Below are 24147 nucleotides of genomic sequence, written 5' to 3' on the forward strand. Positions count from 1 at the left end.
CTGTGTGTGGAATTGTTTGTGCGTTCGATTTAAAAGAGAAGTCTGATGATTTAAGACCTCAATTATTAGAAATGGCCAGATGTTTAAGACATCGTGGTCCGGACTGGAGTGGGATTTACAGTAATGATAATGCGATTTTGGCGCATGAGCGTCTAGCTATTGTCGACCCAATTTCAGGAGGACAGCCTTTATTATCTAAAGATGGTAATTTAGTACTTGCCGCTAATGGCGAAATATATAATCATAAGAAATTAAGAGAGCAGTGCCAAGATTACGAATTTCAAACAGCATCAGACTGTGAAGTTATCCTGGCTTTGTATAAGCAAAAGGGAGCAAGATTCCTTGACGATCTAAACGGAATTTTTGGTTTTGCTATTTATGATGTAGAAAACGATGAATATCTAATTGCCCGGGACCATATGGGTATTATACCGCTATATATTGGTTGGGATCAAAACGGTACTTTTTACGTGGCATCAGAGCTTAAGGCCCTGGAAGGAAAATGTACAAAAATTGAATTGTTTCCTCCGGGTCACTACCTATCCAGTAAGGAAGAAGGCTTCCAGAAATGGTACGAGCGTGACTGGATGGAATATGATGCGGTTAAGGATAATCATACCAGTATTGAAGAGCTAAGAGAGGCTTTAGAGAAAGCGGTTCACCGTCAGTTAATGAGTGATGTTCCTTATGGGGTATTACTTTCTGGAGGCCTGGATTCTTCAATAACTTCAGCAGTAGCTAAAAAGTATTCAGAAAAAAGAATTGAAAGTGACGATAAAGACGCCGCATGGTGGCCAAGATTGCATTCTTTTGCCATTGGTTTAGAAGGTTCTCCAGATCTTGCAGCAGCGCAAAAAGTAGCTGATCATTTGGATACCGTGCATCACGAAATTAAATTTACCATTCAGGAAGGTTTAGATGCTATAAAAGACGTGATCTATCATTTAGAGACGTATGATGTGACCACGATCAGAGCTTCAACTCCTATGTACTTAATGGCAAGGACTATCAAATCTTTAGGAATTAAAATGGTACTTTCTGGAGAAGGATCTGATGAGCTTTTTGGAGGATATCTTTATTTTCATAAAGCACCTAATGCAAAAGAGTTTCATGAAGAAACCGTACGTAAATTGGATAAATTACATCAGTACGATTGTTTAAGAGCGAACAAATCACTTTGTGCCTGGGGAATAGAAGGTCGGGTGCCATTCTTAGATAAAGAATTTATGGATGTGGCCATGCGAATTAATCCACAGGATAAAATGATCAATGGAGAACGTATCGAGAAATGGGTGCTTAGAAAGGCTTTTGAAGATTATTTGCCAGAGAGCGTGACCTGGAGACAAAAAGAACAGTTTTCTGATGGTGTTGGGTATAGTTGGATTGATACCTTGAAAGAACTGGTAAACGCTGAAGTTACAGACGAACAACTTAAAAACTCTCATTTTAAGTTCCCAATTCAGCCACCATCAAGTAAAGAAGAATACTATTACAGAACGATATTTTCACAGCATTTCCCAAGTGATGCTGCCGCATTATCTGTTCCTTCAGTACCTTCAGTGGCATGTAGTACTCCAACCGCTTTAGAATGGGACGAATCATTTAAGAACATGAACGATCCATCTGGTAGAGCAGTAGCAAATGTACATTCAGATGCTTAATAAAAAAGATTTAATCGAAGGCTAATCCTAAATTAAATTAAAAAGAAAAAAGCTATCTAAAATACGCAATTTTAGATAGCTTTTTTTATGTGATCTATAATCTATAAAGTTTTATAAATTGTACAATTTCAATCGTTTGAAATATTCTTTTGATATTATGGTTTTTATCTTCTAGCTATTGTGAAAACTGATGGTGTTGCTATTTTGATCTAAAATTCAGCAACTTTTAGGATTAAACAAAATTATGGCTTACTTAAACTTGTTCTAAATAGCCCTATAAAGAAGCACTAAAGTTTGTCCGTAAATGAATTGGAGTGTATTTTTGCTCTTAAAATTCTATAAATAATCAAACCAATGGGTGGATTTTTAAAATCATCTATCGCAAAGAAAGTTGCGATGGCCTTGTCGGGACTGTTCCTGGTCTTATTTTTACTTCAGCACTTTACAATAAATTTCACTTCTGTTTTTAGTGAGGACTTATTTAATGAACTTTCCCATTTTATGGGAACAAATTTCTTGGTACAGTCCATTCTTCAACCAGTATTGATATTTGGGGTGATATTTCATTTTGTAATGGGGTTTGTTCTTGAAGCTAAGAACCGCGGCGCTAGAAATGTAAAATATGTTAAGTACAATGGTGGTGCGAACTCTAGCTGGATGTCCAGAAATATGATTTATTCTGGATTAGTAGTATTGGCCTTTTTAGTGCTTCATTTTTATGATTTTTGGGTGCCAGAACTCGTGCATAAATATGTAGAATCTCACCCAGAGGATGCATCAAGATATTATGGGGAGTTGGTGGCTAAATTTCAGGATCCAATACGAGTGGCGGCCTATTGCCTGTCTTTTGTTTTCCTTAGTTTGCACTTACTTCATGGGTTTTCTTCGTCTTTCCAGTCTATGGGTTGGAATAATAAGTATGCTAAAGGAGTAAGAGGCCTTACAGTGGCTTATGCTATAATTATTCCGCTTGGATTTATTTTTATAGCATTGTTTCACTATATCAATAACCTTTAATTCGCAAGATTTATGTCAGTTTTAGAATCAAAGATACCAGAAGGGCCGCTTAAAGATAAGTGGACTAAACATAAAAATGATATTAACCTGGTAAACCCTGCCAACAAGCGTAATATCGATATTATCGTTGTAGGTACAGGTCTTGCAGGTGGAGCAGCAGCTGCAACCCTTGCCGAATTGGGTTATAATGTAAAGACGTTTTGCTATCAGGATTCTCCAAGACGTGCACACTCTATTGCTGCACAGGGAGGTATAAATGCATCAAAAAATTATCAGGGAGATGGTGACTCAGATTACCGTCTTTTTTATGATACCGTAAAAGGTGGGGATTACCGCTCTAGAGAAGCGAATGTTTACCGTCTTGCAGAGGTATCAGGAAATATTATCGACCAGTGTGTTGCACAAGGTGTTCCTTTTGCACGTGAATATGGTGGTTATTTAGATAACCGTTCTTTTGGTGGAGTTTTGGTTTCCAGAACTTTTTACGCAAAAGGGCAAACTGGTCAGCAATTATTATTAGGAGCATATTCTGCAATGAACCGCCAGATAAATCGTGGTAAGATTCAGTCTTTTAACCGCCACGAAATGATGGATCTTGTTTTAGTAGATGGTAAAGCAAGAGGAATTATTGCCAGAGATATGGTTACGGGTGAGTTAGAGAGACACTCTGGTCACGCTGTAGTTTTAGCTTCTGGAGGTTACGGTAACGTATTTTTCCTTTCAACAAATGCAATGGGAAGTAACGTGATGGCAGCATGGAGAGCACACCGTAGAGGAGCTTACTTTGCTAACCCTTGTTATACGCAAATTCACCCAACGTGTATTCCTGTTACGGGAGATCATCAGTCTAAATTAACTTTGATGTCTGAATCTTTACGTAACGATGGTCGTATTTGGGTTCCGAAGAAAAAAGAAGATGCAATTGCGATTAGAGAAGGGAAGAAAAAGCCTACCGAACTTTCTGAAGAAGAAAGAGATTATTACTTAGAAAGAAGATATCCTTCATTTGGTAATCTTGTACCTCGTGATGTAGCCTCCAGAGCCGCAAAAGAACGTTGTGATGCAGGGTTTGGAGTAAACAAAACCGGGCAGGCAGTATACCTTGACTTTGCGAGTGCAATTAAGCGCTACGGAAAAGAAGCTGCTTTCACATCGGGACATAAGAATCCATCTGAGGCTGAAATTATAAAATTAGGTAAAGAAGTTGTAGAATCTAAATACGGTAACCTTTTCCAGATGTACGAAAAGATCACCGATCAAAATCCTTACGAAACTCCAATGATGATCTATCCTGCGGTTCACTATACTATGGGAGGTCTTTGGGTAGATTATAATTTACAGACAACTATTCCTGGGTGTTATGCTGCCGGAGAAGCCAACTTCTCTGATCACGGTGCTAACAGGTTAGGAGCTTCTGCTTTAATGCAGGGACTTGCAGATGGTTATTTTGTATTACCATATACAATTGGAGATTATCTTTCTAAAGATATTAGAACAGGAAAGATCCCAACAGATTCTCCAGAGTTCGAAGCAACCGAGAAAGAAGTGAAAGACAAGATCGATCGCTTGATGAACGCTGGCGGAAAACACTCTGTAGATACTTATCATAAGAAATTAGGTAAGATCATGTGGGAGAAGTGTGGTATGGCTCGTAACGAGCAGGGTCTTAAAGAAGCTATCGAAGAAATTAAAGCATTAAGGGAAGATTTCTGGCAGAATGTTAAAGTTACCGGTACAGCAGAGAGCAAGAATGCGGAATTGGAAAAAGCAGGCCGTGTGGCAGATTTTCTGGAATTAGGAGAGCTTTTTGCAAAAGATGCATTACATAGAAATGAGTCCTGTGGAGGTCACTTTAGAGAGGAATATCAAACTGAAGATGGGGAAGCTTTAAGGGATGATGAAAACTTTAAATATGTAGCTGCCTGGGAGTATAAAGGACAACCTAGTGATGCAGTCCTTCATAAAGAAGAGCTGATCTTTAAAAATATAGAATTAAAAACAAGAAGTTATAAATAGATGCAAGTGTTGAGATATGAGCTGTTACAAATTAGCGACTCAAGACTCAATACTCAATACTAAAATCTAAAGAATATGAAACTTACATTAAAAATATGGCGACAAGAAAACGCTAAGTCTAAGGGGAAGATGGTATCTTATCCTATTGACGGTATTGAAGGAGATATGTCTTTTCTGGAAATGCTGGACGTTTTAAATGAAGAACTTGTTGCTAAAGGGGAAGATCCGGTAGAATTTGATCACGATTGTCGTGAGGGCATCTGCGGTGCTTGTTCTTTACAAATTAACGGAGAGCCTCACGGTCCAGATAAGTTAATTACAACCTGCCAGTTACACATGCGTTCTTTTAAAGATGGTGATACCATCGTTATTGAACCATTTAGAGCTAATGCCTTTCCTGTAGTAAAGGATTTAATCGTTGATAGAAGTTCTTTTGATCGTATTCAGCAGGCTGGGGGTTATGTTTCTATAAATACTTCAGGAAATACTATTGATGCTAACAGTATTCCGGTAAATAAACATGATGCTGATGATTCATTCGCAGCAGCAACCTGTATTGGTTGTGGAGCCTGTGTTGCAGCTTGTAAAAATGCAAGTGCGATGTTATTCACTTCAGCAAAAGTATCTCAGTATGCCTTACTTCCACAAGGACAGGTAGAAGCTACAGACCGTGTAATGAACATGGTTCGCCAGATGGATGCAGAAGGTTTTGGAAACTGTACTAATACTGGTGCTTGTGAGATCGAATGTCCTAAAGGAATCTCTTTAGAAAACATAGCTCGTATGAACCGAGAATATTTATCTGCAAGTACAAAAGGATAAGAAAACTCAATTTTATAAATTAAAATCCCAAATTCATCAAATTGAGTTTGGGATTTTTTCGTTACAATGAGCGGTGTAAAATAATTACTATAAAACGAAGACCTGTTTTAATCTCTAACGTAAAAAGCGTGTTAACGCAATTACTATTAACTACCCAAATTTCTATCTTCGCCTATTAAAACAAATTCCTATGAAGAACTTAGTTTATTGCTGTATGGTCATGTTGATGTTCAGTTGTAATTCAGCTCAAAATTCAGAAAATATGAATCCCACTCTAATTGCCGAGGGTAATCTGTATGGAAATGGTAATGATGGCTTAGTGGAAAATAATATGGTACTTAAAAACCAAACAGAATGGAAAGAAGTAGCTGCTAAACTGAATAAGCTTAATGCTAATATCAAAGAAGATCAGATAAAGGCTGTTGATTTCAAAAAGCAAATGGTCATCGTCTTAATCGATCAACAACGCACAAAAGGAGGATATGCTATTAAAATTTCAGGTGTCAAAAATAAAGAAGAATCGGTAGTAATAAACCTACGGAAATCACAAACGGAAGGCATGGCCACAATGGTAATGACACAGCCCTATTATGTGGGAACCATCCCAAAAACCGATAAAGAAATCGAATTTGAAGAAGTAAAATAGTTCATTGAAAATTAATATTCAACATAATCATTTTCAGTTAGCATGTAGTGGTGTTTCCTATTGGGAAGAGCAAAAGACGCTACTAGTGGCCGATGTGCATTTAGGAAAGATTTCACATTTTCGAAAGTATGGCAGTGCGGTACCGCAAACGGCGGTTCAGACCAACTTTGATCGTCTAGATCAAGCAGTAGTACAATTTCAACCATTAAAAATCATCTTTTTAGGCGACTTGTTTCATAGCGCTTTAAATGCAGAATGGAATTTGTTTGAAAACTGGTTTCAAAATCAAAAAGCTGAGGTTATTTTGATTGCGGGAAATCACGATATTATTGCTCCGTGGCATTACGAAAAATTAGGTGTGAAAGTCTTTCAGGAGTTACACATTGATGATTTCCGTTTAACGCATCACCCCGAAGAAAAACAGGGTAGCTTTAATATTTGTGGACATATTCATCCGGGATATCGATTGGTGGGTTTGGCCAAACAGCATCTAAAACTGAAATGCTTTTTTAGAAGTAGAAACCAACTTATTTTACCTGCTTTTGGTGAGTTTACGGGTGCTTTTTTAATGAAACCTGAAGCAGAAGACCAGGTTTTTGTATGTGCAAAAGCTGAAGTGATTCGGGTGAATTAAGCCCATGTATTTTATCACGAATAAACTTTAGCCCGAACTAATGTAAGCTTATGTGTTTCTTGCTAGAATCTGGCTGGCTTACTGCCATTAGGTAAACTCTATTAGATAAGCTTGTTAAATAGGTACGACTTAAACTTTAAATGCTAAGCTATGAGGATCGATGTGTATTCTCCAGATTGGATTGATTATAGAACGGTATAAATGAGCTTATCAAACTTAAAAGTATAACAATGGATTTATTAAAATATTTAGAACAGGTGGCGTCCGATCCAAAATCCGCTGATTTTAAACAAACAATAAATTTAATTGATGAATACTATCAATTTTCACCAGCCTCTTTTAAAAACGGACAGATTTATAATGAAGCCGGCAACAACAACGGTAGCTGTAAAATATTTGCTCTCGGCTTACTTAAAGGACTAAGTAAAGAAACAACATTGGCACTTTTTGGGGAGCATTATTTTGATGGAGTTTTAAAGGATCCTGAAGGCAATAGTCATCAGAACATTCGTAATTTTATGGACACCGGATGGAGCGGTATCGCTTTTGATACCGAAGCTTTACAACCTGTAAAGTAATTTCTTTTTGTATTTTTATGCCTTTATTAAAGCACTATCCTTCAATCGGTGTAGCGATTGGATATACCCGAAAGATGTTGGGAAAAGATGAGATAATTGAAGTATAAATTTTATTTCCTGAATAATCCTTTTCAGGAAACTTTTTTTGAACAGAAGATACATGCCGATGAACAGCCGCTGGACTATAAAACCTAACCCTAACCCAGACATTGTAAATTCTTTAATGCAATCTCTTGGAGTAGGCAAGCCTATTGCCCGGCTTTTAGCCCAACGTGGTATCAATAGCTTCGAGGAAGCAAAGAAATTCTTTAGACCAAATCTCAAAGACCTTCATGATCCATACTTAATGCGGGATATGGATAAAGCGGTAGCCAGAATTGAAAAGGCACTCGCTGAAGAAGAGAATATCATGGTGTACGGTGATTATGATGTAGACGGAACCACCAGCGTAGCACTAATGTCTTCGTACTTAAAAACGCGATATCCAAATGTAGCTACCTATATTCCAGATCGCTATAACGAGGGCTACGGGGTTTCCTACCAGGGAATCGATTTTGCTGCCGATAACGATATTAGTCTAATTATAGCGTTAGATTGCGGAATTAAAGCCATCGATAAAGTCGCCTATGCCAGGGAAAAAGGTATTGATTTTGTGATTTGTGATCACCACCGTCCGGGTGAGAAAATTCCTGAAGCGGCTGCAGTACTAGATCCTAAACGGGAAGATTGTGAATACCCTTATAAAGAATTGTGTGGATGCGGAGTTGGTTTTAAACTCATACAGGCTTTGGCAGAAAAACGTGGGGATAGTATACAGGTATTATTACCTTATTTGGATTTGGTGGCTACTGCAATTGGTGCTGATATTGTACCCATTACTGGAGAAAACCGCATTTTAGCCTATCATGGTTTGCACGTGATTAATGTGGCGCCAAGACAAGGCTTTAAAGCGATATTGAGTCAGCTTAAAAAGGAAACTATCACCATTACAGATGTGGTTTTTGTGATCGCCCCGCGAATAAATGCTGCCGGAAGGATGAAACATGGTTTGCATGCGGTCGAGCTACTTACTGAAGAAAAAGAAGAACAAGCACAGCAATTTGCTTCTGAAATAGAATATCATAATTCCCATAGAAAAGATACGGATAAATCAATTACCGCTGAGGCTTTAGTGCAAATTGAAGAGTTAGAGGAGCAGGAGCGTTTAAGTACCGTTGTTTATGCCGATCACTGGCATAAAGGAGTTATTGGGATTGTGGCAAGTAGACTTACAGAAACCTATTATCGCCCAACATTGGTTTTTACCAAAAGTGGAGATAAGCTGGCAGCATCGGCAAGATCGGTAAAAGGTTTTGACGTCTATAATGCGCTAGAGGCTTGCCAGGAGCATATCGAGCAGTTTGGAGGCCATATGTATGCAGCGGGACTAACCATTAAGGAAGAAGAATATGATAATTTTAAAAGAAAGTTTGAAGAAGTGGTTGCTGAGACCATCGATAGAAAACTACTGACTCCTGAAATTAGTATCGATGCCGAAATTGAATTAGATGAAATTACTCCTAAATTTTGGCGAATCTTAAAGCAATTTGCGCCGTTTGGCCCGGGCAATATGTCTCCTCTTTTTATGTCTCGAAATTTAACCGATTCTGGATTCGGGAAATGCGTAGGTAATGAACATACTCATTTAAAATGTAAGGTTAGCCAGCTTAACAATACAGCTTCTTTTGATGTAATTGGTTTTAATCTGGGAGAAAAACTGGAACTTATCCAAAATAAAAAATCCTTTAGCGCTGTATATGCTGTAGATGAAAACGAATGGAACGGGAATGTTTCTTTGCAGTTAAAACTTAAGGATCTCAAGGAAGTTTAAATTAGACGGCTGTGCCTTTATAGCCTTTATAGATTGGAAAAGAAAGAGAGAAGAGCATTTAGTTTTATTTTGAATGCTGAATGTTGATGAGGAAACCGGAGTATAATTTTCAATTTTGAAATGTGATTATGTATTGATTTGATAATTGAAAAGGCTCTTCGAGTTCTGGAGTAATCTATTTTAATTCTTTTCCAGGTCATTTTAATTGAAAATCAGTGAAATAGATGAATATTTTTATTATGCAAATGGGATGTATCCACTTGGCCTGCCGGTGAGAAAATCACTGTCTAAATTAATTTCGTTGTTTAGATTTGCTAGTTTTTGGTATAATTGATTTCTTCAGTAAGGCAGTGGCCGATTACCTTTAAATTTCAAAATCTTAAATACAGTAATTTCGATTTTAAATGCTGGAAGGCGCAACTACTAAAACCTCATCTATTTAGACTGGTTTTAAATAATATTCTTATCTTTGGTGTAAACCTACTTAAAAGAGAAGTATGGAAGATGTAGATGTTATTTATCACAACGATACCGGGATTTCTTTTAAATGGAAAAATGGGATCGGCAATACAGATGAAAATCGGGTGCAACTGGTGTTTAAAGATATGGGGTTCTATTTGTTACCTGAGGAAGTAATGTTGTTTTCAGAAAACATTCGAGTAGCAAGACGTCGTAACCCCCAGTGTTTTCGTTGTTTAAGTTCAGATGTGTGTGAGCGTAATATTTTGTTGAAATCACCACTTCAAAAAATGGATTTTGCAGTTAATGCTTTCGAATTAAATGAAATCTGTGATCTTGTTGAAGGCACAATCTTTAAATTGCAGCTTAATTATTATCTGGAGTACGTCGCTAAGAATTAGAATTTAGTAATTAGTGTCGATCGCTGCAATTTTAAATGGTAGAGATGAGAGCATTTGTTTCTTCTAAATATTATAATGATATCTCAAGTTTTGCGGGCTGTAATGTAAGATAGTCTACTGGTGTTGTCTACTCCTAGAGGTTTTTAAGACTAAATAAGTCTGACTTAAAGCACCAGCCATTCCTGGCTCACTTTCTTCGAAGTTTATAATAATTTTGTTATTTCTTTTAAAGATCTGGTTAATGGTAATTTGGGAACAGCAGGAATTAAAGAATTCGCCAATTACAATGATTAAATTATTATTATTAAAATCGAACGATATGTTTCTTAATGTCTTCGCGTGATCAGGATTTACTCTTTCGATAGTTGGAATAAAGGCTAACCAATCTTCCTGACTTGTAAAAACCTGATATTGCTTAGGTATTTTTTCTTCTTCGTAATAACTTAGTTGGCTTTCCAGTAATACTTCATATGAGAGTTTTTCGATTACTACCTCAGCATCATCAGTAGAGCAACTCATAAATAAACTCATAGAAAATAATAATATAGTAGTGGTTAATTTGTAAACAGGCATACTATTCTTTTTATGAAGATACCAAAATCAACTTCAGGTTGCTTTCTAGGTTGTTAAACTTTAAATACATGGAATTTTTTTAAGACATTTTTTATGATGGATGTATTTCTTAAATATGATTACGCTGTAAGGCCTATTGCAGTGGAGCTAAAATAAGATACCCAAACTCTTATCGCTCTCTATGAGTTTTTAATCTTTTTTTAATGCACTACAAACTGCTTGTAAAAACCTTCATGAATACAATCGTTGTACTACCAAAACTTATCACTACAGGTAAAGAACATTTTATAGAGATATGTATAGATTAATCCCACCTTTTTGAAGCTCAAGTAAAGAACAAGAATGATAATTAAATGGCTTTATTTTAGTTATATTTAATTGATTATTAATAATTTTAGATAAGGCTAAAAATTTGTTTTAAAAATAAAAAATGTATTTTTGTGTGTAATAAAATAGGGAAATGACGCTTTCAGAAGAGAATTATCTAAAATCAATATATCATTTAGAGAAGAAATATACCCGGGGTGTAAGTACAAATGCACTGGCAGAGGAAATGGAAACCAAGGCATCCTCGGTTACTGATATGATCAAGAAACTTTCAGAAAAAGAACTGGTGAACTACAAGAAGTATCAGGGAGTAAAACTGAGTGAGAAAGGTAATGCGATTGCTGTACAAATTATTAGGAAGCATCGTTTATGGGAGTATTTTTTGGTAGAAAAGCTTGATTTTAATTGGGATGAGGTACATGATATTGCTGAGCAGTTGGAACATATAAAATCTGATGAATTAATCGCTAAACTTGATAAATTCCTGGATTATCCTAAACGTGATCCTCATGGTGACCCTATTCCCGATGCCGAAGGTAATTTTGCAAATTTAGAGAAAAAAATTCTGGCAGAATTTGACAAAGGAGAGCATGGAGTTTGTGTAGGTGTTAAGGATTCTTCAGCAGCATTTCTGCAATATTTAGATCGAAATAAAATCAAATTGGGAAAATCGATTAGCATTTTAGAGAAGGAACAATTTGATGGTTCGATGATCCTGAAAATGAATAATAAAGAACTTACAATTTCTAAAGTCGCTGCTAATAATATTTATTTAAAACCGGTAGAAGTTGAGTGATAGAAATGAACATAAATCACTTGAAGAGGTTCATGGTTCAGTAAATACTTCGGGAAAAAAATCCCTTTGGAAGCGTATATTGGCGTTTTTAGGTCCAGCTTATTTAATTAGTGTCGGCTATATGGATCCCGGTAACTGGGCTACAGATCTTGCCGGTGGTAGCCAGTTTGGCTATTCTTTGCTTTGGGTACTTTTAATGTCTAATATTATGGCTTTACTCTTACAAAGTTTAAGTACCCGGCTTGGTGTTGTTCGTGGGATGGATTTGGCACAAGCTTCACGGGAAGAATACCCCCCTTTTGTGAATTTTATGCTTTATATTTTTGCTGAAATTGCCATTGCAGCCTGTGACCTTGCTGAGGTGGTTGGGATGGCGATTGGGTTACAGTTATTGTTTGGGCTTCCGTTACTTTGGGGAGTATCCATTACCGTTTTTGATAGCTTTTTACTCTTATTCTTACTAAATAAGGGAATGCGAAAAATGGAAGCCTTTATCGTAGCACTTATCGCGATAATAGGGGGATCTTTTTTACTCGAATTATTTTTGGCAAAGCCTGATATACCTGAGGTTTTAGGAGGCTTTGTACCATCGATTCCCAATAACGACGGACTTTATATCGCGATAGGGATTATTGGAGCTACGGTGATGCCACATAACCTTTATCTACATTCTTCCCTGGTGCAAACGCGTAAGATTGAAAAGACAAAAAAAGGTATTCTACAGGCACTTCTTTTTAATTTTATCGATTCTTTCATTGCCTTAAATCTGGCTTTTTTCGTAAACGCTGCAATTTTGATCCTCGCCGCTTCGGTTTTTTTTAAAAACGGAATGTTTGAAGTTGCAGAAATTCAGGATGCGCATAAATTACTGGAACCGCTTTTAGGTTCTTCTTTAGCCCCTATTCTGTTTGCGCTGGCTTTAATCGCAGCAGGGCAAAGTAGTACGCTTACCGGTACTTTAGCCGGACAAATTGTAATGGAAGGTTATCTAAATCTAAGGATACAGCCCTGGGTGCGCCGCTTAATCACAAGATTGTTAGCTATAGTTCCTGCATTTTTTACTATAATTTATTTTGGGGAGCGCGCTACAGGAGAACTTTTAATTCTTAGCCAGGTGGTATTAAGCTTGCAGCTTGGTTTCGCAATCATCCCACTTATTCATTTTGTAAGCGATAAAAAGACCATGAATGGCTTTCATATAAAATGGCCGCTTATTATCGCTTCCTGGATAATTAGTCTTGTGATAGTATTATTAAATGCGAAGCTTGTTTTTGATGAATTGAAAAGTTGGATAACTTCGGTTGAAGATGCCACTTATATCTGGGTTTTTATAGTGCCTATAACCATAGCCGTCATATTACTATTGGTTTTTATTTCATTATGGCCATTATTTAAAGAAAAGCTGGGTCGTGGCTGGATCACTAATCATGCGCCACATAAAAATCCACAAACTATTGAAGTGATTGCAGAGAAGAACTTTAAGCATATTGCGATCGCTATCGATTTTTCAGGATCTGATAAAAAAAGTATTTCAGCGGCTCTTCAAATTGGAGGGAAAAATGCAAAATATACTCTTTTGCACACCGTAGAAACTCCTGGAGCTTTTATTTATGGAACACAAATAAAAGACTATGAAACCGATAAAGATCGGGAGTTTCTAAAAAATTATAAGAGCCAGTTAGAGGCTTTGGGATATCATACAGATATAAACCTTAGTTTTGGAACCCCCAAAAAAGCCATTCCTAAATTATTGAATTCTGCAGAAGCGAATTTCGATTTACTGGTGATGGGGCGGCACGGGCACAAAATGATTAAAGATATCCTATTGGGGACAACGGTAGATGTAGTGAGGCATCGGGTAGAGATTCCTATTTTTATTACTTAACTTACTAAATAATGATGAACCAAATAATAGCTTATTTTGAAACTTTAGACCCTGTTTTAGCCGCTTTTTATGCCACGCTTTTTACCTGGGGATTAACCGCTCTTGGAGCTAGTCTGGTGTTTTTCTTTAAGAAAATGAACCGAATGCTTTTTGATGGGATGCTGGGGTTTACAGGTGGAGTTATGGTTGCGGCCAGTTTTTGGAGTTTGCTGGCGCCCGGTATCGAAATGAGCCCGGGTGAAGGGTTTGAAAAAACCATCCCTGCGGTAGTAGGTTTTGGTTTAGGGGCACTTTTTATCTTTGGCCTGGACAAAATATTGCCACATTTACATGTGAATTTTAACACTACTGAAAAAGAAGGGATAAAAACCCCGTGGCACAAATCCATATTACTGGTTTTAGCAATTACTTTACATAATATCCCTGAAGGGCTGGCGGTAGGAGTATTATTTGGCGGTGCAGCAGCCGGATTTGAAGGCGCCAGTATAGCCGGTGCTGTGGCTTTAGCCATTGGAATTGGTCTACAAAACTTTCCTGAAGGATTTGCAGTGGCGATGCCTTTAAGAGGGCAGGGGTTTAGCCGACGAAAAAGTTTTAATTACGGGCAGCTTTCTGCAATTGTAGAACCCGTTGCAGCTGTACTTGGTGCTTGGGCGGTAATGACATTTCAGCCTATTTTACCCTATGCACTGTCTTTCGCAGCAGGTGCAATGATTTTTGTAGTAGTTGAAGAAGTGGTACCCGAATCCCAGCAAAGTAAATATACCGATGTAAGTACTTTAGGCTTTATTGGCGGTTTTATGGTAATGATGACCTTAGATGTTGGTCTTGGGTAAAAACGAATGCAACATTGCTTCAAAAATATCGTCTTTTAGAAAAAGGTGACGATGAAGAAGATTATACTTATTTTAATTTTGTTAGTTAATGGAGTAAGCCTGTCTGCACAAAGCGAGGTGGCCAGGCTTCAATCTTTTTTAAAAGTAGGTGAACAGTTAGATTGCGGAAATTATAGCATTGTGTTTAAAAAAGTCATTTCAGATTCCAGATGTCCCAAAAGTGTAACCTGTGTATGGGCAGGAACTGCTGAAGTTTTACTTGAAATTAGAAAAGCAGATGAAGTGTATGAGGAATATCGTATAGAAATTGGGAGCTTCATAGATGTTTATTTTCAATTGCCACAATTAGCCAATATCCATTTAAAATTACTTGGGTTGGCTCCATATCCTGAAACTCCCCAAAAAATCAAACAATCTGAATATAAGGTTACGATTCAGTTAGAAGAATTGCTTGATTAATGACTGCAACCACAGTCACTCATTCCGCAGGCTTTCTCTTTTTGTGCTTTCTTTTTAAGAAATGCCGGTTTCCACACAAATTTGGTGATGAGGTATCCTACCGCAGTTAGAAAAGTGATAAAAACTAAAATATGCTGTATAAGTTCCATAATATTTAAGTCGAAATTCTATAAAATTCTTACGTATTAATTTAAGACCTGAAATGCAATTAAAGCTACCACATAGGCAAAAACACTCATAATCACTAATTGCAATACTGGCCATTTCCAGCTATTGGTTTCTTTTTTTACAATTGCCAGGGTACTCATGCACTGCATAGCAAAGGCATAGAAAAGCAACAAACTTACACCGCTGGCCAGAGTAAATAGCGGGCCGCCAAGTACAGGGTTGGTTTCTGCCGCCATTCTGTTTTTAATGGTTTCTTCTTCATCGCTACCCACGCTATAAATCGTTGCCAACGTACCCACAAAAACCTCACGAGCCGCAAAAGAGCTAATGATTGCGATACCAATCTTCCAGTCATAGCCCAAAGGGGCTACGACCGGTTCGATACCACGTCCCATAATCCCAATGTATGAATGTTTCAGTTTATAACTGGCGATTTCCTGTTCTATTTCTTCAGTAGGGATGTTTTGTTCGGTGTAATTGCTACGAATTATTTCTTCGGCATTATTAAAATCATTTCCGGGACCGTAACTTGCCAGAACCCAAAGGATAATAGAAATAGCAAGGATAATCTTCCCGGCACCAAATACAAAAGATTTTGTTTTTTCAACCACGTTAATTCCAATGTTTTTAAGCAGTGGAACTTTATAGTTGGGCATTTCAATCACAAAATAGCTTTTGCTCTTAATCTTTAAGATTCCGTTTAAAATCCAGGCCGAAAAAATAGCAGTTCCAAAACCAAGCAGATAAAGAAACATGAGCATTAATCCCTGTAGGTTGAATCCTAAAAATGTTTCATCTGGGATTACTAAGGCAATGATAATAAGATAAACCGGTAATCTGGCCGAACAGGTTGTAAAGGGCACTACTAAAATGGTGATTAAGCGCTCTTTCCAGTTTTCGATATTTCTAGTTGCCATTACCGCAGGGATCGCACAGGCAGTTCCTGAAACCAAAGGTACTACACTTTTTCCGCTAAGTCCAAAGCGACGCATAATTCGATCCATTAAAAAAACAACCCTGCTCATATAACCGGTTTCTTCCAGAATGGAAATAAACAGGAATAAAAATGCGATCTGCGGAATAAAAATTACGATGCCCCCCAAGCCTGGTATAATTCCTTCGGCAATTAAACTGGTAAAGACCCCCTCGGGTAAATTTGCTTTGGTAAACTCGCTTAAAGAGGCAAAGGTGCTATCAATTAGGTCCATAGGGTAGCTGGACCAATCATAAATCGCCTGAAAAATTAATAATAAGATGGCAAAGAAAATGACATAACCCCAAACTTTATGCGTTAAAACCCTGTCTAATCTTGATCTTAAATCTTTGGCGGCATTGCTGTCTACACGAAGCGTTTCTTTTAAAACCCCGTTGATAAACTGGTAGCGATGAATGGTTTCTTTTTGCTGAAGTCTTTTAAGCTCTGATGATGATTTGGTATTGAAACCAGAAGTTTTATCAATTTCATTCCGGTTTATATTACCAAAGTTTACATCCTGAGTAATAACCAGCCAAAGTTTATAAATAGACTGTTTTGGAAAAGCTTTTCTTAAATTCCCAAAATAATCGGGGTCAATAACCGAAGCATTTACGCAGGGCTCTGTAGAGATATTTCGGGAATTAATTATTAATTCTTTTAGCTTATCGATCCCTGTACGCTTTCTTGCGCTAACCAGGGCAATCTTTGTTTTTAAACGTTCTTCCAGAATATCGATATCCAAAGAAATACCTTTGCGCTCCATACGATCGGCCATGTTGATAACCAGTATTGTAGGGATTCCAAGATCTTTTATTTGGGTAAAAAGTAAAAGGTTTCTTTTAAGGTTTTCAACATCGCTTACTACAACGGCAACATCGGGAAAATCTTTATCATTTTTGTTCAATAATAACTCAATAACCACATTTTCATCCAGAGAAGAAGCGTTTAGGCTATAAGTGCCGGGAAGGTCGATAATATGAGCTTTTAATCCACGAGGAAGCTTACAAATACCTTCTTTTTTTTCTACCGTGATTCCTGGATAGTTCCCTACTTTTTGGTTTAATCCTGTAAGTTGATTAAATACTGAAGTTTTACCGGTATTGGGATTCCCAATTAGCGCTACGTTGATCTGTTTGCCCGTCATTTGATAAGCTCTATTTCGATTTGTAAAGCAGTTTCTTTCCTGATGGCTAAATGGCTTCCGTTGATGTTAAGGTACATAGGATCTTTAAAAGGAGCGGTTTGTACCAATTCTACTTCGTTACCAGGTAAACACCCCATCTCTAATAGTTTTAGTGGTACATTATCTGCGGAAAATTCTTTGATAATCCCGCGTTCGCCTCGCTTTAAATGAGCAACTGTAACCTTCACGTTTATTTAGATTGATTTTAAACAACGCAAAAATAGTGGAATTTAACCAAGTACAAAAGTTTAGGCGTTAAAATATAGGCTTTTACTGGATAATCGAGATTATATGCTTTTGTTTCGCTTGGATAGCTATCAGATTCAGGAAGTAAAAAATAATTCTCTAATAAAAGGCTTAATGCGCTATTTACTCCTGATATTCTTTTTTAAGGATTTTAAGATCCTCCATAAGCTCTTCGATAGCTTCAGGATTGGTGCCGTCATAAAAACCCCGTATCTGTCTGTTTTTATCTATCAGTACAAAATTTTCAGTATGTACCATATCGTATTTTCCGCCGTCACCTTCGCTTTTTGCCGCCAGATAGGATTTTCTTGCCAGATCGTAGATTTGCTTTTTGTCCCCGGTAACAAGATTCCATTTGCTATCGATAACCCCTTTTTCTTCGGCGTAACGTTTCAATTGCGCTACGGTATCAATTCTTGGCATCACCGTGTGAGACAGTAATAGCACCTCTGGATCGTCTTTTATTCTTTCCTGAATTTTCACCATGTGATCGGTCATAATGGGACAAATCGTCATGCAGGTGGTAAAGAAGAAATCGGCAATATAAATTTTATCCTTATAATCAGCATTGGTAATGGTATCCCCGTTTTGGTTTACCAGTTTAAAATCTTTAATCCGGTGATATTTTCTTACATATTGCATTGTAGTATCTACCAGCTCACTGTTGACCATATCGGGCTGGTAGATCGTAAGTTTTTCTTCAGGCTTTAGAAGGCTGTAGATGGACCACATAATCATCATACAAAGAATCCCAAAGGTGATTATGAAAATTTTATATCTGGAAAGAAATTTACGCATAGCAAATTTTTATGCAAAATTACGGTCTGGCGGTTAATTAGCCACATGAAAGTGCTAAAATTTTGGCAGGATAAATGCTAGATAACTTTCAAACTTTTCTAGGTCTTATTAAAAGACTACTTTTGTGCGATTTAAAAATTGAATATTAGCGAATGGATCCATTTATAGTAAAAGCAATTCAGCTACTTCTTAGTTTGTCATTGCTTATTGTGTTGCATGAGTTTGGACATTTTATACCTGCAAAATTATTTAAAACCCGAGTTGAAAAATTTTTCCTCTTCTTCGATGTAAAGTTTGCGCTTTTTAAGAAGAAAATAGGAGATACCGTGTATGGCATTGGCTGGCTTCCTTTAGGAGGTTACGTAAAGATCTCTGGAATGATCGATGAGAGCATGGATAAAGAGCAAATGGCGCAACCACCACAAGAATGGGAATTTAGAAGCAAGCCGGCATGGCAGCGTTTAATTATCATGTTAGGTGGGGTAACGGTAAACCTGGTATTGGGATTCTTGCTTTTTATGATGATCTTATTTGTTTGGGGAACCAATTATGTTGGACCAGATGAAATGCCGGAAGGCTTTGCTGTAGTCGATGAGTTTAAAGAATTTGGTTTTGAGGATGGAGACCGTGTATTAAAAGTAAATGGGGAAGAGCTTCAAAATAGTTTAGATATTAACCGCAAGTTATTTATGCGCGATGTAAATACGGTAACAGTATTGCATCAAAACGGAGCTGAGGAAACCATCAATATTCCTGAAAATATTGGCGAGCAAATGTTCGAAGACGGAATAATGCAGCCATTTATTCCTATCCAGCGACCAATTTTAGATAGTGTAGCGGCTAAAACTGCCGCTGATGTTGCCGGGCTTCAAAAAGGGGATAGTATCATTTCGATCAACGATCAGGAAATTGGTTACTGGCACGAAATGACAAAAAATACCAGAGCAAACAAAAACAAGGAAATGGAAATTGTTTTTAAGCGCGATGGTGAAATTAAAAGTGTAATGGCAACTCCAGATGAAGATGGTATTTTAGGAGTAACGCCAAGGAGAGATTTTGAGGTGAAAACCCAGCAATATAGTTTTGCAGAAAGCATCTCTGAAGGTTTTAAAGATGGCTACTGGACGCTTAGAGATTATGTATATCAATTCAAATATGTGTTCACTAAAAAAGGCGCTACGCAGGTTGGTGGTTTTGGTGCTATAGGTGGAATGTTTCCAGATGCATGGAACTGGCAGGCCTTTTGGCATACCACCGCTTTAATTTCTATCATATTAGCATTTATGAATATTTTGCCCATTCCTGCTTTGGACGGTGGGCATGTGATGTTTTTACTTTACGAAATGATTACCGGTAGAAAGCCAAACGAGAAATTTATGGAATATGCCCAGATGGTAGGGTTCTTTATCCTGATCGCTCTGGTGCTTTATGCAAACGGAAACGATATTTATCGGGCGATATTCGATAAATAAGAGCTAGCATATTTTGAAAAAAGCAAAACCCGAAATTTTATAATTTCGGGTTTTGCTTTTTCGGTTATTAGCGAATTACTAAATCTGATAACTGTGAGCTATAAGTTTTTCTACTCTATTGCTCTTTCAGGATAGTCAGTAATAATACCATCGACCTTCATCGTTTTTACCCTGTCAATATCAGCTTGTTCATTAACGGTCCACGGAATTACTTTCATGCCGCTTTGCTTAATTTCAGTCACTTTTTCCTGATCTAATAGTTTATAATAGGGACTATAAATTTGTGGAGTAAAGCTGATTTTTTTCATATTCTCTTCAAATTCTCCACTTCCTACAAGATAAGCTAAAAGAACATCAGGATAAGCTTGGTGCATTTCTTCTAAAATAGCAACGTCAAAAGATTGAATATTGATTTTGGGAATAATCCCTTTTTCTTCTAAAACCTGCATCACGAACTGTACAAATTCAGCTGGTTTTGGTTGAGATTTTTCGTATTCGGTGGGATCAGATTTAATTTCAATGTTATAGTGTACAGGATCTAAATTGTTGGATACTATATAGTTTTCTATGCTATCGATCACCTCGCTAAGCAAAGGTTTATAGGTTTTAGATCTCTTTTGTTCGGGGAAAGCGGTATTGCCTTTACTTCCAATATCAAATTTTTTGATGCTATCGTAAGTCATCGTAAAAAGATTATAGTCTTTTTCCTGCTGTTTGGATATGGTATCGCCAGCCGGAGTTAAAACATAAGCTGAAGACATAAACGGCTCGTGGCTTACCACCACTTTTCCGTCTTTGGACATAACCACGTCCATTTCTACTACATCAACGCCTTTATCGATTGCCGCAATAAACCCGGGAATACTATTTTCAGGGGAATGTCCGCGTTCGCCACGATGCCCCTGTACTTCTATTTTTGATGTCTCCGTAGGGATTTTTTCTTCGGCAGCGTTTTTACCTTTGTTGTTCTCCTTACAACTTAGGATGGCCAGTGCCATCAAAAGAAGGCTAATTTTAACGATTTTCATGGTTTTATGATTTTGAAAAAAATTGAGCGAATGATCTCAAGACAAGCTCATCAGACATATATTCGAAAATTAATTTTTATTTCAGCCATTCTTATACCCATGGTTATGGGGATCCAGAACATTCAATCTCGGTTATCGACTAAGATTTTAAATATAAAGCTTTGATTTCTAGAAATAAATTTTTGTACCGATTAAAAAGTCCGCCGACGGGATGAAATGACGACGGACTTCAACAAACTAAAAATCAAATTGCTTCTTCTAACCGGTAGGAGGACTTAGACGTGTAGGTTTTTCCAAACATATCTATCGCTTTAACCTCTATGCTATGCTTTCCGGTGTCTAAATTAGTAGGGATATTTCCACGCCATAAATGCGTGCTTTTTATAGGATTAGAAGAACGCCTTCCCGGCATTAATTCTTCGGTAAGATCCCATTCGTTTACCAAAAATTCATAAGAAGGGTCTGTACGTTCAGTATATTGCATGGGGTGCCATTCGCCTCCGTCAATTCGGTATAAAACTTTATCTCCTTGGGTACCCATAAAGAAGTTTACAAAAATGCCGGCCTGTGTTCTTCGACCTTTGGCTACTACTTTTGGCGCGAAAACTTTCATTTGATAGTTCTCATTTTCACCGGCGACCTTATAATTGATTTTATACGAGTTTCCATCAAAATGGATAAACGCATAACCTTTTGGTGTACCATCTCTCATTACTGAAATAGGAATACCTTCTTTATTAAGCTTGCCTGAGTACCAGTCTCCAGATGTAGTACCTACATTGTATTCGTGATGAGGCTTGTCCCGATTAAAGCCTTCGTCTTTTCCAAAGAAATCCTGGCGTTGTATATGGGTATGGGCAGAAAGTGATAAGGTGTGCGGGAATTCGCTTAGAATTGAAAATAAACGTTCGCGATCTTCATCTCTAAAAGTATTATTGTCTTCTGGTTCAAAAAGCGGAATGTGCCAGGCTAAAACAACCAAATGATCTTTAGGAACATAGTTAAGGTCATTTGCTATAAAATCCAGCTGATCTTTTCTAAAACCACCAAGATAACCTTTCATATCCCGAGGATCTGGATATAAAATATCATCCATTACAATAAAATGAACTTTACCATAATTGAAGGCATAATTTGCCGGTCCAAAATGAGCCTCGTAAGTCTCGTCGGAAAGCTTATCTTCTGTCGCATCAAAATTCATGTCGTGATTGCCCATAAGGTTATACCACGGGATACCAACTTTTTTAACCGCTTTAATGTAAGGGCTAAAAAGATCGAGGTCGTTGCCCACCAAGTCCCCAAGGCTTAAACCAAAGGGCACGTCTTTGATTCCTTCGACTTCCGTGACAATCCCTTTGGTGAAATATTCAATTTCTTCTAAATTGTAAGGTTGCGGATCTCCAAAAATAAGTGCGGTAAATGTTTCTTTTTCTTCAGAGGGAATTAAACCAAAATCTATAGATTTTGGTAGTTTTCCGGTAGGTTTTACACCGGCAAATTCAGATTTAGGTGAGCCATTGGGTTTATGAATATAATAGAATTCTGGAAGGTTATTTTCGTTGATTTTTGGTACATAACCGGAAGGTTTGATCACAAAAATAATATTATCATCACCTACAGGAATTTCATATTTACCATTGGTATCGGTTACTACCACTTGCTGACTATTAGATACCGATACATTAGCAATTCCCGATTCGTTCCGATCTTTTTTGCCGTTTTCATTTTGATCTTCAAAAACATATCCTGTTGCCATTTGCTGGGCAAAACCAGATACACCCAGGAGGAAGATGGCTGTAGCTAAAATTGTTCTTTTCATAGTATAAATGTTTGGTATTTAACTTGTTTATTGATCCCACCACACTTTTGTATTTATATCATCGCTACCGCCAAGTAATTCTACTCCCTGTGCATAACCCTTAGGGTTTTCAATAGCAAGATCTGTAGGATAATAGAATCTTGAAGGCATTACCCCATCATTAAACATAGCTTCTGTTGTTGGTAGTTCTGGGAAACCTGTTCTTCGATATTCAAACCATTGCTGATAATCAGTAAAATAAAGAGCATAGTATTTTTGAAGCATAATACGTTCTAAAGTTCCGTTATATGCGGCTTCAGGATTTTCAAAATAATTTGTGGGAATTTCTTCTACTTCTAATTGTTCCATAGCGGCAATAACTCCGTTTTCATAGTGAGTTGCAGCATCTTCATTTATAAAGCCACGTTGCGCCAATTCAGCTTTAATAAATTCTACTTCAGCATATGAGAGAAAGAATATCTGCATGGGATTGGTGACCTGTTCAATATTAAAGGTGGAAGCGTTATAAGTAAATTGGGATTCTGGTCCATCGTAAGCACTTGGAATACCTTTGTAGCCAATATTGATAGTGTTTTGGTTTTCATCGGTCTGTGTTGCCGTGGTAGCGATAACAGGTCTTCTAGGATCTTCCCAAGTGTTCAGGTTATCGATAAAAAATGAAGCTATTTTTACACTTAGCCTAAAATCCTGTGGCCTGCCCCATGGGCTTACGTTAGGCTCTACGCCGGTCACTTGTAAAATAGCAGATTCTTCGGTGCTTTCAAAAACCGGATAGGTAGCAGGATTATTCACCATATCCGCTAATTGCTGAAAAGAATTTGGCTGGCGATTAGAAATTCTTAGTAATAATCGCATGTGTAAAGAATTAGTGAATTTTTGCCAGCGTTCTACATTATTCTGGAAAAGTATATCCTGCAGATATACCATATCTCTGGTGGTATCATAAAGGGCATTTGCCGTTTCAAGATCTGCTAAGATCTTTGTATAGATTTCTTCCTGAGTATCAAATTCGGGATAAAGAATCCCTTCTTCGGCCATTACGGCCTGGGTCATTGGTACCGGTCCAAATAGATCTGTAAGGTTGGCATACACCATAGCGTTTAATGTAAGGGCGATGGCCTCGTAGTTTACATCTTCATTAATAATGGCTGCAGCTTTCATCTCCTGGATGTTTTTTAACCATCTGTAATAATTACTCCAGGAAGAATTCCCTATTCCCATGCTCACATCATAACGGTGTAAGCCACCCGAAACGCTTGGATAAGGAAGGGAAACCTGCATAAGGTCGAAAGTTATGGCGTTGGCACGGCCGGCATTATGGCTTGCTAAACTGTAAATAATAGGGTTTAGTAAGGTCGCCGGACTAATTTCTTCAATCCTGTTAGGATCTGAGTTTGTTTCTTCGAAATCGCTGGTACAGGCTGTAAATGTTATTACAGCTAGTATAATTAGCAAATTTGATGTTATCTTGTTCATC

At 37.4% G+C, this 24147-nt stretch carries 22 protein-coding genes; 14 read left to right on the forward strand and 8 right to left on the reverse strand.

Going from position 1 to position 24147, the window contains the following annotated elements; genetic code table 11:
• The first annotated feature begins 2 nt into the window (after window positions 1-2).
• The 9 genes from asnB (at window position 3) to ZPR_RS01165 (ending at window position 10104) form a co-directional block, all read left to right on the forward strand.
• Complete coding sequence (gene asnB, locus ZPR_RS01120) at window positions 3-1661, forward strand: asparagine synthase B (protein ID WP_013069743.1); 1659 nt, start codon at window positions 3-5, stop codon at window positions 1659-1661.
• A 354-nt stretch (window positions 1662-2015) separates the two neighbouring features.
• On the forward strand, window positions 2016-2678 hold the full coding sequence (locus ZPR_RS01125) for a succinate dehydrogenase cytochrome b subunit (RefSeq protein WP_013069744.1): 663 nt from the start codon (window positions 2016-2018) through the stop codon (window positions 2676-2678).
• A gap of 12 nt (window positions 2679-2690) precedes the next feature.
• Window positions 2691-4694 carry a fumarate reductase/succinate dehydrogenase flavoprotein subunit gene (locus ZPR_RS01130; protein ID WP_013069745.1) on the forward strand — a complete coding sequence of 668 codons (2004 nt, stop codon included), beginning with the start codon at window positions 2691-2693 and terminating at the stop codon, window positions 4692-4694.
• 75 nt (window positions 4695-4769) lie between these two features.
• Window positions 4770-5516 carry a succinate dehydrogenase/fumarate reductase iron-sulfur subunit gene (locus tag ZPR_RS01135; RefSeq protein WP_041578485.1) on the forward strand — a complete coding sequence of 249 codons (747 nt, stop codon included), beginning with the start codon at window positions 4770-4772 and terminating at the stop codon, window positions 5514-5516.
• A gap of 190 nt (window positions 5517-5706) precedes the next feature.
• A complete protein-coding gene (locus tag ZPR_RS01140) occupies window positions 5707-6162 on the forward strand; it encodes a protease complex subunit PrcB family protein (RefSeq protein ID WP_083759709.1) in 456 nt (151 codons plus the stop codon).
• Window positions 6163-6166: 4 nt separating this feature from the next.
• A complete protein-coding gene (gene pdeM / locus ZPR_RS01145) occupies window positions 6167-6796 on the forward strand; it encodes a ligase-associated DNA damage response endonuclease PdeM (protein ID WP_013069748.1) in 630 nt (209 codons plus the stop codon).
• A 230-nt stretch (window positions 6797-7026) separates the two neighbouring features.
• Window positions 7027-7374: a HopJ type III effector protein gene (locus tag ZPR_RS01150; protein ID WP_013069749.1), complete on the forward strand. Its 348-nt coding sequence runs from the start codon at window positions 7027-7029 to the stop codon at window positions 7372-7374.
• 166 nt (window positions 7375-7540) lie between these two features.
• The gene (gene recJ / locus ZPR_RS01155) at window positions 7541-9244 is read left to right on the forward strand and encodes a single-stranded-DNA-specific exonuclease RecJ (protein ID WP_013069750.1); all 1704 of its coding nucleotides are present in this window, start codon (window positions 7541-7543) and stop codon (window positions 9242-9244) included.
• 497 nt (window positions 9245-9741) lie between these two features.
• On the forward strand, window positions 9742-10104 hold the full coding sequence (locus ZPR_RS01165; protein WP_013069752.1) for a hypothetical protein: 363 nt from the start codon (window positions 9742-9744) through the stop codon (window positions 10102-10104).
• A gap of 114 nt (window positions 10105-10218) precedes the next feature.
• Here ZPR_RS01165 and ZPR_RS01170 read toward each other — a convergent pair whose 3' ends face one another.
• The gene (locus tag ZPR_RS01170) at window positions 10219-10677 is read right to left on the reverse strand and encodes a hypothetical protein (protein ID WP_013069753.1); all 459 of its coding nucleotides are present in this window, start codon (window positions 10675-10677) and stop codon (window positions 10219-10221) included.
• A 460-nt stretch (window positions 10678-11137) separates the two neighbouring features.
• Between ZPR_RS01170 and ZPR_RS01175 the strand changes: the two genes are divergently transcribed.
• The 4 genes from ZPR_RS01175 to ZPR_RS01190 are packed head-to-tail and all read left to right on the forward strand — an operon-like array spanning window position 11138 to window position 14980.
• Window positions 11138-11800, forward strand: a complete 663-nt coding sequence (locus tag ZPR_RS01175; RefSeq protein WP_013069754.1) for a metal-dependent transcriptional regulator — start codon at window positions 11138-11140, stop codon at window positions 11798-11800.
• A complete protein-coding gene (locus ZPR_RS01180; RefSeq protein WP_041578488.1) occupies window positions 11793-13685 on the forward strand; it encodes an Nramp family divalent metal transporter in 1893 nt (630 codons plus the stop codon). Before ZPR_RS01175 ends, ZPR_RS01180 begins: the two co-directional genes overlap by 8 nt.
• Window positions 13686-13699: 14 nt before the next feature.
• Window positions 13700-14521, forward strand: a complete 822-nt coding sequence (locus tag ZPR_RS01185) for a ZIP family metal transporter (protein WP_041578490.1) — start codon at window positions 13700-13702, stop codon at window positions 14519-14521.
• Between the two features lie 51 nt (window positions 14522-14572).
• Window positions 14573-14980, forward strand: coding sequence for a hypothetical protein (locus ZPR_RS01190; RefSeq protein WP_041578493.1), 408 nt, complete (start codon window positions 14573-14575; stop codon window positions 14978-14980).
• On the opposite strand, the gene ZPR_RS23315 is transcribed toward ZPR_RS01190, so the two are convergent.
• The 4 genes from ZPR_RS23315 to ZPR_RS01205 all read right to left on the reverse strand — a co-directional run bounded on the left by ZPR_RS23315 (window position 14977) and on the right by ZPR_RS01205 (window position 18351).
• The gene (locus ZPR_RS23315; protein WP_013069758.1) at window positions 14977-15129 is read right to left on the reverse strand and encodes a hypothetical protein; all 153 of its coding nucleotides are present in this window, start codon (window positions 15127-15129) and stop codon (window positions 14977-14979) included. The two genes, ZPR_RS01190 and ZPR_RS23315, sit on opposite strands and share 4 nt — an antisense overlap.
• Before the next feature lie 36 nt (window positions 15130-15165).
• Window positions 15166-17268 (reverse strand): ferrous iron transport protein B, encoded by a 2103-nt coding sequence (feoB, locus tag ZPR_RS01195; protein ID WP_013069759.1) that lies wholly within the window; start codon window positions 17266-17268, stop codon window positions 15166-15168.
• Window positions 17265-17495 (reverse strand): FeoA family protein, encoded by a 231-nt coding sequence (locus ZPR_RS01200; RefSeq protein ID WP_013069760.1) that lies wholly within the window; start codon window positions 17493-17495, stop codon window positions 17265-17267. The genes feoB and ZPR_RS01200 overlap by 4 nt, the downstream gene beginning before the upstream one ends.
• A 181-nt stretch (window positions 17496-17676) precedes the next feature.
• The gene (locus ZPR_RS01205) at window positions 17677-18351 is read right to left on the reverse strand and encodes an SCO family protein (RefSeq protein ID WP_041578495.1); all 675 of its coding nucleotides are present in this window, start codon (window positions 18349-18351) and stop codon (window positions 17677-17679) included.
• Between the two features lie 152 nt (window positions 18352-18503).
• Between ZPR_RS01205 and rseP the strand changes: the two genes are divergently transcribed.
• Window positions 18504-19823 carry an RIP metalloprotease RseP gene (gene rseP / locus ZPR_RS01210; RefSeq protein ID WP_013069763.1) on the forward strand — a complete coding sequence of 440 codons (1320 nt, stop codon included), beginning with the start codon at window positions 18504-18506 and terminating at the stop codon, window positions 19821-19823.
• A 110-nt stretch (window positions 19824-19933) separates the two neighbouring features.
• On the opposite strand, the gene ZPR_RS01215 is transcribed toward rseP, so the two are convergent.
• From ZPR_RS01215 to ZPR_RS01225, 3 genes are all read right to left on the reverse strand, one after another.
• Window positions 19934-20851: a glycerophosphodiester phosphodiesterase family protein gene (locus ZPR_RS01215; protein WP_013069764.1), complete on the reverse strand. Its 918-nt coding sequence runs from the start codon at window positions 20849-20851 to the stop codon at window positions 19934-19936.
• A gap of 244 nt (window positions 20852-21095) precedes the next feature.
• Entirely contained in the window at window positions 21096-22670 is a 1575-nt protein-coding gene (locus ZPR_RS01220; protein ID WP_013069765.1) for a calcineurin-like phosphoesterase C-terminal domain-containing protein, read from the reverse strand.
• A 27-nt stretch (window positions 22671-22697) separates the two neighbouring features.
• Window positions 22698-24146: a SusD/RagB family nutrient-binding outer membrane lipoprotein gene (locus ZPR_RS01225; protein ID WP_041578497.1), complete on the reverse strand. Its 1449-nt coding sequence runs from the start codon at window positions 24144-24146 to the stop codon at window positions 22698-22700.
• Window position 24147 lies beyond the last annotated feature (1 nt).

The sequence above is a fragment of the Zunongwangia profunda SM-A87 genome (assembly GCF_000023465.1).
In the GTDB taxonomy this organism is placed as follows: domain Bacteria; phylum Bacteroidota; class Bacteroidia; order Flavobacteriales; family Flavobacteriaceae; genus Zunongwangia; species Zunongwangia profunda.